Origin of the sequence: uncultured Chitinophaga sp. (assembly GCF_937898475.1) — a bacterium.
In the GTDB taxonomy this organism is placed as follows: Bacteria; Bacteroidota; Bacteroidia; order Chitinophagales; family Chitinophagaceae; genus Chitinophaga.
The window spans coordinates 158,752-173,830 of sequence record NZ_CALEJS010000032.1; the positions used below are offsets into that span (position 1 = coordinate 158,752).

At 49.2% G+C, this 15,079-nt stretch carries 10 protein-coding genes; 5 read left to right on the top strand and 5 right to left on the bottom strand.

What is annotated here, in order from left to right:
- The first annotated feature begins 189 nt into the window (after nt 1-189).
- Entirely contained in the window at nt 190-3,006 is a 2,817-nt protein-coding gene (gene carB / locus Q0577_RS20260; protein WP_298739528.1) for a carbamoyl-phosphate synthase large subunit, read from the top strand.
- 91 nt (nt 3,007-3,097) lie between these two features.
- Here carB and Q0577_RS20265 read toward each other — a convergent pair whose 3' ends face one another.
- Together Q0577_RS20265 and Q0577_RS20270 are read right to left on the bottom strand one after the other, a co-directional pair.
- Complete coding sequence (locus Q0577_RS20265; protein WP_298739530.1) at nt 3,098-6,316, bottom strand: S41 family peptidase; 3,219 nt, start codon at nt 6,314-6,316, stop codon at nt 3,098-3,100.
- Between the two features lie 405 nt (nt 6,317-6,721).
- Entirely contained in the window at nt 6,722-6,853 is a 132-nt protein-coding gene (locus Q0577_RS20270; protein ID WP_298739532.1) for a hypothetical protein, read from the bottom strand.
- A 1-nt stretch (nt 6,854) separates the two neighbouring features.
- Between Q0577_RS20270 and Q0577_RS20275 the strand changes: the two genes are divergently transcribed.
- The 4 genes from Q0577_RS20275 to Q0577_RS20290 all read left to right on the top strand — a co-directional run bounded on the left by Q0577_RS20275 (nt 6,855) and on the right by Q0577_RS20290 (nt 12,757).
- Nucleotides 6,855-8,819, top strand: coding sequence for a ComEC/Rec2 family competence protein (locus Q0577_RS20275; RefSeq protein ID WP_298739534.1), 1,965 nt, complete (start codon nt 6,855-6,857; stop codon nt 8,817-8,819).
- Nucleotides 8,820-8,832: 13 nt separating this feature from the next.
- Nucleotides 8,833-10,347, top strand: coding sequence for a bifunctional phosphoribosylaminoimidazolecarboxamide formyltransferase/IMP cyclohydrolase (gene purH, locus Q0577_RS20280; protein ID WP_298739538.1), 1,515 nt, complete (start codon nt 8,833-8,835; stop codon nt 10,345-10,347).
- Nucleotides 10,348-10,515: 168 nt separating this feature from the next.
- On the top strand, nt 10,516-11,094 hold the full coding sequence (locus tag Q0577_RS20285; protein ID WP_298739540.1) for a sigma-70 family RNA polymerase sigma factor: 579 nt from the start codon (nt 10,516-10,518) through the stop codon (nt 11,092-11,094).
- On the top strand, nt 11,087-12,757 hold the full coding sequence (locus Q0577_RS20290) for a GDSL-type esterase/lipase family protein (protein WP_298739543.1): 1,671 nt from the start codon (nt 11,087-11,089) through the stop codon (nt 12,755-12,757). Before Q0577_RS20285 ends, Q0577_RS20290 begins: the two co-directional genes overlap by 8 nt.
- Nucleotides 12,758-12,771: 14 nt before the next feature.
- Here the strand turns inward: Q0577_RS20290 and Q0577_RS20295 are convergent, their stop codons facing one another.
- From Q0577_RS20295 to Q0577_RS20305, 3 genes are all read right to left on the bottom strand, one after another.
- Nucleotides 12,772-12,969 carry a YqaE/Pmp3 family membrane protein gene (locus tag Q0577_RS20295; RefSeq protein WP_298739545.1) on the bottom strand — a complete coding sequence of 66 codons (198 nt, stop codon included), beginning with the start codon at nt 12,967-12,969 and terminating at the stop codon, nt 12,772-12,774.
- 10 nt (nt 12,970-12,979) lie between these two features.
- Nucleotides 12,980-14,359 carry a LutB/LldF family L-lactate oxidation iron-sulfur protein gene (locus tag Q0577_RS20300; protein WP_298739547.1) on the bottom strand — a complete coding sequence of 460 codons (1,380 nt, stop codon included), beginning with the start codon at nt 14,357-14,359 and terminating at the stop codon, nt 12,980-12,982.
- Between the two features lie 93 nt (nt 14,360-14,452).
- Entirely contained in the window at nt 14,453-15,022 is a 570-nt protein-coding gene (locus Q0577_RS20305; RefSeq protein WP_298739549.1) for a DUF3109 family protein, read from the bottom strand.
- Nucleotides 15,023-15,079: the final 57 nt, after the last annotated feature.

Genomic DNA, 15,079 nt, shown 5'->3' on the forward strand with positions numbered 1-15,079 from the left:
GTGTTAAATACTACAACATATAATACTATGTTTTAAATCGATTGTTTAAGGGAAGCGCATTTTACAGCGCCTGAAGAAAATTTAATTTCCCCACAATACTTTGAAACGCTTAATTTTGCACGATTTTTTTTGTCCATCACTTGGCATGAAAATCAACAGGGTTTTTCATTTTCAATAGATTATATACAAATGCCAAAAGACTCATCTATCAAATCTGTTCTCATTATCGGTTCTGGTCCTATTATTATTGGTCAGGCTTGCGAATTTGACTATTCCGGTTCCCAGGCAGCCCGTTCTCTGCGGGAAGAGGGGATAAAGGTGGTACTGATCAACTCTAATCCGGCCACTATCATGACGGATCCTATGATGGCCGACAGGGTATACCTGTTGCCGCTTACCGTGGAAAGTATAGAGCAGATACTGGAAGAGAACCAGATAGATGCTGTACTGCCAACCATGGGCGGACAAACTGCGCTGAACCTTTGTAAAGAAGCCGATGAACTGGGTATCTGGGAAAAGTATAATGTACGCCTGATCGGGGTAGACATTAAAGCGATCAACAAAGCGGAAGACCGTGAACTGTTCCGCCAGTGGATGATAGAACTGAACGTTCCTGTAGCGCCCGCTAAAACTGCCAACTCTTACCTGGAAGGAAAAGAGTTTGCGCAGGAGATAGGCTTTCCGCTGGTAATACGCCCTTCATTTACATTAGGCGGTACCGGTGGGGGTTTTGTGCACAGCAAGGATGAGCTGGATGAAGCGCTGAACCGCGGCCTGCAGGCCTCTCCCATACACGAGGTACTGGTAGAAAAAGCTGTGCTGGGCTGGAAAGAATTTGAACTGGAACTGCTGCGCGACAAGAACGACAACGTAGTGATCATCTGTACCGTGGAGAACCTGGACCCAATGGGTGTGCACACCGGCGACTCCATTACCGTAGCGCCCGCCATGACCCTGAGCGATACTGCTTACCAGGAGATGCGTAACAAGGCCATGCAGATGATGCGCGACCTTGGCAATTTTGCCGGCGGTTGTAACGTACAGTTTGCACTGAACCCTGAGAACGAAGAGCTCATTGCTATTGAAATAAATCCCCGTGTAAGCCGCTCTTCTGCACTGGCTTCCAAAGCCACGGGTTATCCCATCGCTAAAATAGCCGCCAAACTGGCTATTGGCTATACGCTGGATGAACTGAACAACCAGATCACAGGCAATACTTCTGCCTGCTTTGAACCGGCGCTGGACTATGTGATTGTAAAAGTACCGCGCTGGAACTTTGACAAGTTCAAAGGCGCCGATGAAACATTGGGTCTGCAGATGAAATCTGTAGGAGAGGTAATGGCCATTGGCCGTACATTCCCCGAAGCCATTCAGAAAGCCTGCCAGAGCCTGGAGAACGAAGCCATTGGCCTGGGCTACTACGGCAAATCACTCATGAAGAGCGACCAGCTGCTGGAAAGGCTGAAAACGCCCACCTGGGACCGCATCTTCCGTATCAAGGATGCATTGATGGAAGGGGTATCTGTAAAAACCATCCAGCAACTGACCCTGATAGACCGCTGGTTCCTGCACCAGATCAACGATATCGTGAACCTGGAGAAACAACTGGCGGAGCATGATCTGCAAAGTGTTCCTGCCCAGCTGCTGCGTGAAGCCAAACAGATGGGCTTCTCAGACAAACAGCTCGCCCACCTCTTTGGCGACTTCACCGAAGAAGAAGTATACGAAAAGCGTAAAGCCCTCGGCATTACGCGTACCTATAAAATGGTAGATACCTGCGCAGCAGAGTTTGAAGCAAAGACGCCTTACTTTTACTCCGCTTTTGATTCACAGAACGAAAGCATTCCTTCTGAAAGAAAGAAAGTGATCGTACTGGGTTCCGGTCCTAACCGTATAGGCCAGGGTATTGAGTTTGACTACTGCTGCACCCATGGCCTGCAGGCCATACAGGAATGCGGGTACGACGCCATTATGGTGAACTGTAACCCTGAAACCGTGTCAACAGACTTTGACATGGCCAATAAACTGTACTTTGAGCCGGTATTCTGGGAGCACCTGTGGGAAATCATCGAGCTGGAGAAACCGGAAGGTGTGATTGTACAGCTGGGCGGACAAACCGCATTGAAGCTGGCCAGGCGCCTGGAAGAGAAAGGCATCCGTATCATCGGCACCTCTTTCGATAATATGGATATTGCTGAAGACCGCGGTCGTTTCTCTGATCTGCTGAAAGAACTGAACATTCCTTATCCTAACTACGGTACCGCCTATACTACAGACGAAGCCATTGAAGTGGCCAAGGAAGTAGGTTACCCGGTGCTGGTACGCCCCAGCTACGTACTGGGCGGCCAACGTATGCGTATCGTGATTAATGAAGAAGAGCTGGAGAAAGCGGTGATCAGCCTGCTGAAACACCTGCCCGGTAACAAGATCCTGATAGATCACTTCCTGGATCGTTGCCAGGAGGCTGAAATAGACGCCATCTTTGACGGTGAGAACTTCCACGTGATGGGCGTGATGGAGCATATAGAACCGGCGGGCATCCACAGCGGCGACAGTAACGCTGTATTACCGGCCTTCAATCTTAGTCCCCTGGAAGTAACAACCATGGAGTACTATGCAGAGAAGATTGCCCGTGCGCTGGACATCCGTGGCCTGATCAACATACAGTTCGCCGTTAAGAACGGAAAGGTATATGTGATAGAAGCCAACCCCCGCGCTTCCCGTACTACGCCTTTCATTGCCAAAGCATACCAGGTACCTTACCTCAACATTGCCACCAAAGTAATGCTGGGCGCCAATAAACTGACCGATTTCACAATAGAGAAGAAACTGGACGGTTTCGCCATTAAGGAACCGGTATTCTCTTTTAACAAGTTCCCGGGCGTTAATAAAGAACTGGGCCCTGAGATGAAGTCTACCGGTGAAGCCATCCGCTTCATTAAAGACCTGCGTGATCCTTATTTCAGGCAGTTGTATAAAGAAAAGAGCATGTACCTGAGTAAATAAAGGCTAGAAAGTTTAAAAGTTTAAGGGCTTGAAATGCCGCGGTTATCCGCGAACGTTTCAAGCCCTTAAACGTTTTATTCTTTAATCGTTTTTATTTTGCCCTGACAGGTGGTTTAGGTATTGTTACATCGGCGGTTTTCTTCACTTCCTTCATCAGCAGCTCTACCGCTTTGTCCAGCTGCGGATCTTTACCTGCAATCACATCTGACGGTGTCATTTCTATCTCTACATCCGGCGCAACGCCTTCATTCTCGATGATCCATTTTCCGTCTTTGCTGAAGATACCCAGGCGGGGCGCAGTGGCATAGCCACCATCCATCAATACGGGATAATTATAAATACCCACCAGTATACCCATGGTAGTGGTACCTACCAGCTGTCCCATTTTCTTTTCACGGAAGAGGAAAGGCATCAGGTCTCCACCGGAGCCTGCATAACCATTGGTGACCATGATCTTGGGGCCAAAGATAGCGTTGCCCGGAGTGGTTTGCGGTCTGCCATCGCGGGTAGCCCAGTAGTTGAGCAGTTCGCGGTTCATCAGGTCTATTACATAGTCTGCTGCAGAGCCGCCACCATTGAAGCGTTCGTCCAGCACCACGCCTTTTTTATCCAGCTGGGAGAAGTAGTAGCGGTTAAAGAAGGTATAGCCATCACTACCGGTATTGGGCATATATACATAGGCCAGCTGCCCGTTACTGAGCTGGTCTACCCGGCGGCGGTTACCTTCTACCCAGGCCATGTTGCGAAGGTTGATTTCAGCATTGACGGGTACCACCGTAAATTCTTTGGCGCCGGTAGCAGAGGGCTGGCTGTTTACCAGGATGCGCACCTGTTTACCCACAGTGTTCTGCAGCAGATCGTAAATATTATCTTTCTCTTCCAGCGGTTTACCGTTTACGGCGAGCAGGTAATCGCCTTCCTTCACCAGTATGCCTGGCTGGGTAAGAGGAGCCTGGAATTGCGGGTTCCAATTAAGGCCGGAGTATATTTTGCGGAAACGGTAATGCCCGTTCTCAATAGTATAGTCTGCACCCAGCAGGCCCACGTTCACGTTTATGGGCGAAGGCGCATCGCCCAGTCCTACATAGTTGTGCCCTACCACCAGCTCGCTCATCATCTCATTAAAAAGATAGTTGAGGTCTTCGCGGTGACTTACATAGGGCAGGAATTGCTCGTATTTATGCCTGATTGCTTTCCAGTCGGCTCCGTGCATGTTGGCCACATAGAAGAAATCTCTTTCCATGCGCCACAGTTCATTAAACATCTGTTTCCATTCTGCTGCCGGATCTACCATGATGCGGATCCCAGACGTATTCAGCCTGCCATCGCTGTTGGTAGATTTACCGCTGGTACTCACAATACCCAGGTTGCTGCCGCTGGCGTACAACAGTTTTTTACCGTCTGCGCTGATCTCATAGTTGCTAACGGTATTGATGACCACATCGCTTTTACGTTTGGCAATATCATAAGCATAAAGATTGCCGCCATCCAGGTAAAACAGTTTGCCATCCACACTGGCGTTGAGGCGTGTGTATGCTTTGGCGGAGAGCGGTAATGCAACGATACGCTGATCAATATCCTGCAGATCGATACGGATGTTCTTTGATTTATCTTTCGATGCTTTTGATGTATCTGCAGCGGCTGGTTTTGCAGGAGTATCGCCGCTTTTAATGGTTTCTTCATCACTTTCCGGCGCCAGTAATGAAGGCGCTTCATTGGCCAGTACTACTGCGTAGATGCTGCTTTGTACATCTCGTTCGTAGTTGGTCATGTCCAGCCAGCCTGTATTGAGCGCGTAGTTGGTGCTGGCAGTAAAGAAGAGAAATTTGCCGTCGCGGCTGAAAGTGGGCTGACTGGCTTCGCTGCGCCCGTCGGTGATCTGGTGGCTTTTACCTGTAGCTACATCATAGATGAATACAGCACGCAGAATGTTGGGCAGCCTTTTATGATAAGTGATCCAGCGGGAATCCTGGCTCCAGCTGGCAGCAAAGGATTGGTCGGGCCGGTCGTAGGTATCTTCATCGATCAGAACAGGCTTTTTAGCATCAATATCTATATAGTACAAACGAAGATGTTTATCATGATAGATGATCTTTTTACTATCGGGCGACCAGACAGGATCATAGTAAAAGCTGGGCTCTCCCAGGGAAATAGTAATAGCCGGCTTTTCACCTTTCTGATCACGAAGCTTTAAGGTATACTCGCCGCTTTCATCAGAGAAGTAGGCAATCCATTTACCATCTGGCGACCATGACGGATCACGTTCATGTGCGCCTGTTGTATTGGTAAGATTACGGATATCGCCTTTTTCTGCAGGAACGGTGAGTATCTCGCCCCTGGCTTCTACAACAGCGCGCACACCGGTGGGTGATATCTTCATATTACGTACGCTGCCGCCTGTCCAGTGGGGCCGTTTATACGGCAGATCAGCCTGCAGGGCTATTTCAAGGGCTTTTGACCGGCCGTTCTCCCAGAGATGTATTTTACCTGCCTGCTCATATACAAGGCTGTTGCCGCTGGCAGCCAGTGTTTTTACATCAAAGTCTTTATGGTTGGTGATCTGTGTAACCTGTTTATCAGTGAGCTGATAGCGGAAAACATTGGTAGTGCCGTTACGGTCGCTCAGGAAGTATACGTCATTACCCATCCATACGGGGCGTGTGTTGTTAGCACCTGCTGCCGGTACTTCAGTGATTTCCAGCGTCTGGTTATTGAAGATCCAGATCTTTGGCATGTTGCCGCCGCGATAGTGTTTGAAAGGCCTGTAAACGCCTGATTTTTCAGTAGGATCAGGACTTTTGATATAAGCAGTGTATTTGCCATCCGGAGAGATATTTCCCTGGTGCGCTTCCGGCATTTTCAGTGCCTGTGGCAGTCCGCCGTTGATATCTGCTTCAAACAATTTGTAATAACGCGGAGAATAAGATTCACGCGCAGATGAGAACACTATCTTATCATTACCATGCCATCCCCTTACAATATCTCCGTAAGGATGGAAGGTGATGCGGCGGGGAATACCACCGTTTGCAGATACAACATACACATCATTGTTACCATCATAATTGCCGCTGAATGCAATCCACTTACCGTCGGGAGACAGCATGGGCTCAGCTTCTACATCGGGATTAACCGTGATGCGGCGCGGATTTGAGCCATCTCTACCTGCTACCCAGATATCACCGGCATAGGCAAAAGCAATCTTATCCTGACTTACAGATGGCGATCTTAATAATAAAGTTTCCTGTTGTGCATTGGAAGTTAGGGAAACAACCAGCCCTGTCAAGAGCAGGGCACAGTAACGTAAATACATAGGCTTGTTAAAATTGAGGTTTGTAAGATAGTGTAAAAAAAATCAGAGCCTGATAAAAATCAGGCTCTTTCTTTTCCCTCAAAATAACCATTAAAGACACGACTATTTACGAATAAAATAGCGTGACCGGTAATGCAGTTTACTATAAATATTATAATTTAAAAAGATGTTAACTAATCAATAACAGATTGAATTTTATTTAAATCAAACAATATTGATAATCAATATAAATAAAATAAGTATTATCTTAATATGTTAACGGGATTTTAACGTAACCCATCGTTTTTTGATCTTTTCCGGGGCGATCCGGGGTAGATTTTTCATGCACCTGTTAACACATGATAAACATATTTTGGGGTGTTGATTGATTACATTCGCTCGCTTAAAAAACATTGTTAATCCAAATTATCGTCCATTGCGTACCGCACCCTTTTTACGTTTATCCATTGCATTCACTACCGGTATCGGGCTGCAGCTATGGCTTTCCTGCGATTGGCGGTGGATGGTCTGCCTGGTTTTGACATCAATTGCGGGCATGATGTTGATCAGATTTTTGGCTACAGGCCAACAATATGTACTGAGAAACCTGCGCAGCATGTGGGTGTATCTGCTCATCTGCTGCAGCGGCGCTTTGCTGGTATGGCTGAAGGATGCAAGGCGCCACGCTGATCATTTCGGAAAGCATTTTTATAGTAAGAACTCCTTATTGGTGAGGCTACAGGAACCCTTGCAGGAAAAAGCGCGCAGTTATAAGGCCGTGGCAGTGGTGGACGCATTTATCCGTAATGGAAAAGCGCTAAGGGCAAATGGTAAACTACTCTTGTACTTCCAACGGGATACGGCCGCGGCCAGCTTAACCTGCGGAGACCTGGTACTGATCTGCGGAGAACTGCAGCCTGTAAGTAGCAGCGGTAATCCCGGCGCTTTTGATTACCGCCGGTATTGCGCCGCCAGGCAGATCTTTCACCAGGCATATATCAGGACAGGCTACTGGAAAAGATCATCGCTGCAGGCAGAGGGGATGGAGGCCCGTTACCTGTTGCCCGCAAGGAACTGGTGTATCCGCACGCTGCAACAGTACCTGGGCAGAGGGCCGGAATCCGCACTGGCGGCAGCTTTGCTGATAGGCTACCGTTATGACCTCGAGAGCACCCTGGTGCAGTCATATACCAATGCAGGTGTGGTGCATATTATTGCCATATCAGGCATGCACCTGGCGCTGATCTACAGCTGCCTGTTATGGTTACTGCAGTGGTGGCCAGCACACCGGTATTCCGGTGTGATCAAAATGCTGCTTATCTGCGTACTGTTATGGGGCTTTACCCTCCTGGCGGGGGGAGCTGCGTCTATTTTACGGGCAGCGGTGATGTTCACCGTTATTGCTGCGGGAGAGCTGCTGTTGCGCCGTTATGCCAATATTTATAACACCCTGGCGGCGTCTGCTTTCCTGTTGTTGTGTTATGATCCCTGGTTGCTGCTGGATGTTGGATTCCAGTTATCCTACCTGGCGGTGCTGGGCATCGTACTGTGTTACCGCCCCTTGTATGAGCTGTGGCCTATCCGGTGGTGGTGGCTGGATAAGTTATGGCAGGGGGCAGCGGTAAGTGTGGCGGCACAGGCGCTTACCCTGCCAGTGTGCCTGTACTATTTTCACCAGTTCCCGAACCTTTTTCTGCCGGCTAACCTGGTAATAGTGGCCCTTTCCACGGTTATCCTGTATGGTCTTATTTTACTATTGGCCTTATCGCCTTTTCCTGTAGCAGCTCATTACGCGGGTATGGTGCTGCAACAGCTGATCAATGGGATGAATAAACTGGCCGCCTTTATTGAAAGCCTGCCCTACGCGGTAACAGATCATATCTATATGCCGCTGTATGCAACCGTGTTTGCCTATATAATTATGGCAGCTCTGCTGGCCTTGTGGCTGGGGCGGTGGAAACAGGGGCTGATAACAGCCCTTGCATTTGTTCTTTGCTGGAGTGGTGTATATGCCATAGACCTTATACAGGCACAGAAAAGAAGGCTGATCATCGTGTATAACGTTCCCGGTTACACGGCCGTGGATATTATCAGGGAAAGGCGGGTACAGTTTGCAGGAGATACCGGCTTACTGCATAACAAGGCGCTGGTAGAAAGATACCTGCAGCCATCCAGGCAGCAATACCTGGTAAAGGACAACTATACGCCGGGTCTACAGCAGCCCGGAATCCCTGAAGGTGTAAGCAGCGGGTTTATCTGCACCGGTAATACAAGGCTGGTGATCATAGACAGTAGCTGGCGGCCATCCATCCCTTTAAAAAAATTCCGGACAGACTATCTGCTATTGTCTCATCGTCCAAAGTTGAGTATCATGCAATTAAAGGATATGTTTGTTTTTAAGATGATCATTTTTGACGCTTCCAACCCATTATGGCAAATACAGCAGTGGAAAAATGATTGCAGCGCCCTAACTTTGCGCTGCTTTTCGGTTCCGGATCAGGGAGCCTATCTTATTAATTTCTAATGTTTTTCCATTCATGCAAAAGCAAATTAAATCAGCATTGATCTCCGTTTTCTATAAAGATAACCTGGAGAACATTGTGAAGAAACTGGGTGAACAAGGTGTAACTATTTATTCTACGGGCGGTACGCAGAAATTTATCGAGGAGCAGGGAGTGCAATGTGTAGCGGTTGAAGACCTGACGGCCTATCCGTCCATATTGGGCGGAAGGGTAAAAACCTTACACCCAAAGGTATTTGGCGGTATACTGGCACGTCGTGGTAACCCGCAGGACCTTGCGCAATTGCAGGAGTACGGAATACCGGAAATTGACCTGGTGATAGTAGATCTTTATCCCTTTGAGGAAACCGTAAAAAGCACCAGCGACGAACAGACCATCATCGAGAAAATAGACATTGGCGGCGTATCGCTGATCCGTGCAGCCGGTAAGAATTACAAAGATGTGGTGATCGTAGCCAGCAAAGATCAGTATGCAGACTTAGAGCAGGTACTGGTGGAAAATAAAGGCAATACCACTGTTGAAGAACGCCGCAAATTTGCCGCAAAAGCATTTGAAGTATGCGCCCATTATGATGTGGCTATTTCCAGGTATTTCCTGAATAATGAACCTGCGCAGTACTTCCAGTCTTCCGTAGCGGAAGGCCAGGTAATGCGTTACGGTGAGAACCCGCATCAGCGTGGGGTATTTTACGGCAACCTGCAGGAGCTGTTCAACAAGCTCCACGGCAAGGAGCTTTCCTATAACAACCTGGTGGATGTAGACGCCGCCTGCCAGCTGGTACAGGAGTTTAAGGAAACCACTTTTGCCGTTATCAAACACACCAATGTGTGTGGCATTGCCAGCCGTCCCACGCTGAAAGAGGCCTGGGAAGCTGCCCTGGCAGGCGATAAGGAAAGCGCTTTTGGCGGCGTGCTGGCATGCAACGTAGTGGTAGACAAAGCCACTGCGGAGTCTATCAGCGAGATATTTTTTGAAATACTCATTGCCCCAGGCTTTGATGCAGATGCACTGGCCGTTCTCACTACCAAGAAGAACCGCATATTGTTAGAACAGCGTCAGCCTGCCGGACAGCCCTATATGTTTAAGAATGTACTGAACGGCGTACTGGTGCAGGACAATGATGCAGGTAGCTACAAAGACTGGAACGATGCCGGCGCCCGTCCTGCCTCCCAGGCGGAAAAAGAAGACCTGCAGTTTGCCAACCTGGTGTGCAAGCACCTGAAATCAAACGCCATTGCCCTGGTAAAGAACAAGCAGCTGATCGGTAAGGGATGCGGCCAGACCTCCCGTGTGGATGCCCTGCGCCATGCCATTGAAAAGGCCCACCAGTTCAATTTTGACCTGAAAGGCGCTGCCATGGCTTCAGACGCCTTCTTTCCCTTTGACGACTGCGTACGCATTGCCCATACCGAAGGCATCACTTCCGTGATCCAGCCCGGTGGGTCTGTAAGAGACAACGACTCCATCGAGTTCTGCAAGCAGCATGACATGGTGATGGTGATGACGGGTATGCGCCACTTTAAACACTAACTTGCACGCTACCGTGTGCCGCAAACCGGTGCACGGTAGCTTCACATTATACTATATTAACTGCCTGATCCCTGCACTATCCTTGCTTTTCTATATCCCCCCGCATTTCGTTAAAATAATATCACTTAACAGGCTAGAAAAATTTTTATTAGTATTGCTGTAGAAGATATGGCATTCCTACACCACAATACCATGCAGGACGCAACAGACGCCGGCCTTATCCGGGAGTACAAAACCACCGGCAAGTTGGAGTTCCTGGCTGCGCTCTATCAACGCTATATGAATCTGGTATATGGGGTGTGCCTGCGCTATTTTGATGAAACTGCCAGTAAAGACGCTGTGATGCAGATATTTGAAGAGCTGATCCCCAAGCTGCAGCAGCACGAGGTGCAAAACTTCAAAAGCTGGCTGCATGTGCTCACGCGCAATCATTGCCTCATGAAGCTGCGGGCCATGAAACCGCGGGAAGGAAGGGTGGTATCCCTGGAAGACCGGCCTGTTATGGAAAGCGAGGAATTATTACATCATGAAAACGGGTTTAGCCTGGAAGGGCGCCTGCAGGCCATGGAGCAATGCCTGGAAACCCTGCCGGCTGAACAGCAGAAAAGCGTGCAGCTGTTCTACCTGCAGGAGAAAAGTTACCGCGAGGTGGCAGAACTTACAGGATACGAAATGAAGAAAGTGAAGAGCTATATACAGAACGGCAAGCGTAACCTGAAAATATGTATGGAGCAGAAACATGCCTGACAAGCATTCAAATAATAAACCAAGGGTAAGCGAAGCGCTTATACGCCAGTACCTGGCCGGCGAGCTGGATGATAAAGCTATGCATGCCCTGGAACGGCAGGCCCTGGACGATCCTTTTCTGGCAGAAGCCCTGGAAGGTTACGCCGGGCATGAACCTGATCAGTCTGCACACCTGGCAGAGCTGCAGCAAAGGCTGGAGCAGCGGGTGGCAAAGTCTGATAAGGGCCGGCTGCGTTTGCTGTACTACCGTTGGGCATCCGCTGCTGCCATCCTGGTAATACTGGCCCTGAGTTTTTTATGGATCAACCGGCAACAATCTGCCGAGCTTCAAAAGAATTTCGCCAGATCGGAAGAGCAGCAACCGGCTCCCCGGGCATATAAAGCAATTGACAGTACTAAACAGGTGCAGGTCCCACCTGCTGCAGACACACCGGCCAAATCAGGAACTCACAAAAAGCCCCCTTTGCCTGCGACCGCGCGGCCACCTGTTAAAGCGCGCCAGCTTGAGAAGGAGCATACACCGGAAGTAGCTCTGGAAGCAGCTAAAGCCCGTGATGCTGCGTTGGCTGCAGTAACGGAAAAAATAGCTGCCATAAGCAGAACGGAGGACAGCATCAGCGCCGGTTTGCTTGTGACAAATAAGGCAGTGGAAGGAAATGCAGTTGCCGGAGATCCACAAGGGTTGATAACTGCCTACGGGACTAAGGTGAGGAGAACCGTTCGGGGAGTGGCCTTATCTGCTCCCGCTGAGCGTTTTTTTAACGGGAGAGTGGTAGACAAGGTGAGCGGCGAACCTTTGCCCGGTGTAAATGTCATCGCCGGTAATAAAGCGGCTATAACAGACAGTAAAGGAGCTTTCGCTATACCACTGGATACGACGGAATCTCCTTTATTGAAACTGGCTTATATTGGCTATAACAGTCAGCAGTTGCGATTTGACAAACAGCAGGACAATGTGACGGTGGCCCTGGAGCCGTCCAGAGAGGCCTTAAGTGAAGTAGTGGTAACGGCTATGGGAAAACTGTCTGGCAGGGCCAAACGTGCCCGCAAAGCCAATCAGCATCAACGTGCACATCACATTGTGGTACTGGGATCTTCAACAGCTGCAGGCACGGGGCCTAAAACGCCTGACAGCGCCTGGGTAAACCTGCTCCGCGAGTACCTGCAATCAGATGATACATCGGTAAGGGTAACCAATCTTGCCGTAGGTGGTTTCACCAGCTACAAGATATTGCCGGAAGGCCGGGACTTACCCTTCTACAAACCGAAGCCTGACCTGGAACATAATATTGACAAGGCACTATCCCTGAAGCCGGATCTTATCATCATTAACCTGCCCTCCAATGATATCACGGAAGGGTTCTCTGTAGAAGATTTCCGCGTTAACCTGAAGATGGTGACGGATATTTTACGTCAGCAGGGCATCCGCTACTATATTACAACCACACAACCCCGTAATACCACTGCAGACAAACGTAAGAAACTGCAGCGCATGCGGGATATTATAATGAGCAGCTACCGGAACAATTTTATTGATTTCTGGGACGGACTGGGCACGGCAGACGGTAATATAGCGCCTCAGTATGATAGTGGCGACGGTGTACACCTGAACGGCCTGGGGCACCGCATCATGTTTGAGCGGGTGGCAGCAAAGATCCAGTAAGTAAGTTTATTTCTCTATTTCTCCCGGATGGCTTTGATCAAAGCCCTGTTCCGCCGGTCCTCCCGGGCGTTGTTGAGAGAGACCACGGCCCAGATAGCTGCCGGCAGCCAGCCGATAAGGGTAATTTGTAACACCAGGCAGAGAATGCCGGAAAGGATCCTTCCCCTTAACAGGAAGGACAGCCAGGGTAACAGTATAGCGATAAGGGTCATAAAAAAAGTATTAGCTGTTATTTCTTTCTTTCCATAACTGGTTGAACGATTTTGGAGCAAACACCGGCAGCTCCCGGTCATCTCCCCATGCCTTCCCAAAAAAGCGTTTTATAAAGAAGTTCTTCATTTTTCCGCCGGCCATATTCATCATTCTGCGGCTCAGCGATGCTTGTTTCCAGGCAAACCAGGCCATTTTTTCTCCCCCGGAAGTATAGTTCTCTTCCACTGCTTTGTGGCGGTTATGCAGCAGCAGCTCATGCAGGTTGATACGCACCGGGCATACTTCTGTACAGTTGCCGCAGAGAGAGGAGGCATAACTCAGATGGCCATACGAATCCATGTCTGTAAGGTAAGGCGTAATAACAGCGCCAATGGGGCCGCTGTAGGTAGTGCCGTAGGTGTGGCCGCCAATGTTCTTGTATACGGGGCAGGCATTCAGGCAGGAGCCGCAGCGGATGCAGTAAAGGGCTTCACGGGCCTCGGTATCCTCCAGTATATTGGTGCGGCCGTTATCCATAAGGATCACGTACATTTCCTCCGGACCATCAGTCTCCCCTTCCTGGCGGGGGCCGCTGAAAATAGAATTGTATACGGTTACCTGCTGCCCGGTACCGTAGGTAGCCAGCAATGGCCAGAAAAGCGCCAGGTCATTGATGGAGGGCAGTACTTTTTCGATACCTACCAGCACGATATGCGTCTTGGGAAAAGCGGTACTCAGACGGGCGTTACCTTCGTTTTCACTTACGGCTACAGCACCGGCATCCGCAATAATGAAGTTGGCGCCGGTGATGCCTATTTCTGCCTGCTGGTATTTTTGTCGAAGGTTCTCCCGCGCAACCAGTGTAAGTTCCTCGGGTGTAAGGTTGGGAGGGGTGCCTAATTTTTCGGCAAAGAGTTGCGCTACATCTTCCTTGCTTTTATGCATGGCCGGCGTAACAATATGGTAGGGAGGTTCTCCGTCCAGCTGCTGAATGTATTCTCCCAGGTCTGTTTCCACACATTCTATACCCTGTTGCGCCAGGAAGCTGTTCAGGTGCACTTCCTCCGTAGCCATTGATTTGCTTTTAACGATGCTTTTGCACTGTTTGGCTTTACAGATGGCGAGGATCTCTTCCTGTACCTGTTGGGTGTTCTCTGCCCATATCACTTTACCTCCGCGCTGGGTAAAGTGCATTTCAAATTCTTCCAGGTATTTATCCAGGTGCTCCAGTGCTCTCCATTTGATGTTCTTGGCGCGTTCGCGAGCCGTCAGCAGGTCGGTGAACTGCTGTTTACCTGCCTTTACTGCAGTATTATATTTACCAATGTTGAAATTGATAGTGCGGCGGTGACCCAGATCGGTAGCTTTTTGCTCGCTCTTTTCCAGGAAAGTGGATGCTGTTTGGTGCATATCTAACTAAAATTCCAAGATCCAAAATAAAGATAGGCAACTTTCACGGATAGGGCTAAAACTGCGGATTGGTGTCAAAAACCCGGCCAGCTTTTAAGGCTTTGCTTTCTTTGCGATCTTATCCAGCACGGAATAGAACTCATCGCCGTACTTGCGGATCAGCGCCTCCTTTAAGAAGCGGTATACAGGCACCTGCAGCTTTTTACCGTTGCGGCATGCCGGCGCACATATATCCCAGCGGTCGTAGTTAACTGCTTCAAAGCTCTCATATTTCTTAATGCGGATGGGATAGAGGTGGCAGGAGATCGGTTTCTTGAAGTTGACCACGCCGTCATTGTATGCTTTTTCAATACCGCAGCCTACTATGCCATGTTCATCAATAACGGCGTAAGCACAGATGCCTTTGTTGACGATAGGCGTTACATAGCCGTATTCATCGTCGATGGTATGGGTGCCGGTGGCGGCAATTTCCTGTATGCCTTCTTCGCGCAGGTAAGATTTGATTTTAGGGAAGATCTTTTTCAGGGTTTTTATTTCCTGTTTTTCAAGCGGGGCGCCACAGTCGCCGGCTACGCAGCAGGCTCCTTTGCAGGCACTCAGGTTGCAGACGAATTGCTCCTCAATTACTTCGTCACTAATGTATTTGTCGTCTATTATAATCATTGTTAGCGGTAAGCTTTTAGCTGCCGGCTTTTAGCCAGGGGCAAAGGTACAAAATAA

Excerpts from the sequence above, each read along its gene's own strand:
- Q0577_RS20275 (WP_298739534.1), top strand. The coding sequence starts at position 6,855 with ATGTTGATCAGATTTTTGGCTACAGGCCAACAATATGTACTGAGAAAC.
- Q0577_RS20295 (WP_298739545.1), bottom strand. The coding sequence starts at position 12,969 with ATGACCCTTATCGCTATACTGTTACCCTGGCTGTCCTTCCTGTTAAGG.
- Q0577_RS20285 (WP_298739540.1), top strand. The coding sequence starts at position 10,516 with ATGGCATTCCTACACCACAATACCATGCAGGACGCAACAGACGCCGGC.
- Q0577_RS20270 (WP_298739532.1), bottom strand. The coding sequence starts at position 6,853 with ATGCCCGCAATTGATGTCAAAACCAGGCAGACCATCCACCGCCAATCG.
- carB (WP_298739528.1), top strand. The coding sequence starts at position 190 with ATGCCAAAAGACTCATCTATCAAATCTGTTCTCATTATCGGTTCTGGT.
- Q0577_RS20265 (WP_298739530.1), bottom strand. The coding sequence starts at position 6,316 with ATGTATTTACGTTACTGTGCCCTGCTCTTGACAGGGCTGGTTGTTTCC.
- Q0577_RS20290 (WP_298739543.1), top strand. The coding sequence starts at position 11,087 with ATGCCTGACAAGCATTCAAATAATAAACCAAGGGTAAGCGAAGCGCTT.
- Q0577_RS20305 (WP_298739549.1), bottom strand. The coding sequence starts at position 15,022 with ATGATTATAATAGACGACAAATACATTAGTGACGAAGTAATTGAGGAG.
- Q0577_RS20300 (WP_298739547.1), bottom strand. The coding sequence starts at position 14,359 with ATGCACCAAACAGCATCCACTTTCCTGGAAAAGAGCGAGCAAAAAGCT.
- purH (WP_298739538.1), top strand. The coding sequence starts at position 8,833 with ATGCAAAAGCAAATTAAATCAGCATTGATCTCCGTTTTCTATAAAGAT.